The organism is Streptomyces daqingensis, assembly GCF_014645895.1.
Lineage (GTDB): Bacteria > Actinomycetota > Actinomycetes > Streptomycetales > Streptomycetaceae > Streptomyces > Streptomyces daqingensis.
Genome location: NZ_BMMP01000044.1, coordinates 1 through 637, shown reverse-complemented (window position 1 = coordinate 637; position 637 = coordinate 1). Strand labels below are relative to the sequence as shown.

The following is a 637-nucleotide window of genomic DNA, read 5'->3' as shown; positions in this document are numbered from 1 at the left end:
GCGGCGAACTGGGTGCAGTCGTTGGTGTTCCCGCCTGTGACGGTGAAGGCGAGCGGGCGTCCCAGGGCATCGCAGGCGAGGTGAATCTTGCTGGTCAGGCCGCCTCGGGACCGGCCGAGTCCGGGGCCGCGGAGCCCCCTTTTCGGGCCCCGGCAGCGTGCTGGTGGGCACGGACCACGGTCGAGTCGATCGACACGAGCCAGTCGATGTCGCCGGTCGCGTCCGCCCTCGCCTGAGCCGCCTGGAGCATCCGCTCGAAGGTGCCGTCCAGGGCCCACCGGCGAAAGCGGGTGGGCAGCGTGGCCCATGGACCGTACCGCTCGGGCACGTCACGCCAGGCCGTGCCCGTCCGGAACTTCCACACGATCCCGTTGAGCACGGTGCGGTCGTCCAGCCGCTTCCTTCCCCGCAGTGACTGGGGCAGCAGCGGCCGGACGAACTCCCACTCTTCATCGGACAGTTCATGTCGACGTATCACCCGACCATGATCCATCACCCAAGATCAATTGAAGACACCGCCTAGGGCGTGTCCGGAAAGTCATGTGGCGAGCCAGAGTTGCAGGCAGGCGATGGTGACCATGGCCTGGTAGTGGCGGGCGAGTTTGTCGTAGCGGGTGGCGAGGGCCTTGTACTGCTT

At 67.3% G+C, this 637-nt stretch carries 1 pseudogene; it reads right to left on the bottom strand.

What is annotated here, in order from left to right:
- A pseudogene (locus tag IEY56_RS28145) lies at positions 1 to 493 on the bottom strand (IS5 family transposase); the annotation flags it as partial.
- Positions 494 to 637: the final 144 nt, after the last annotated feature.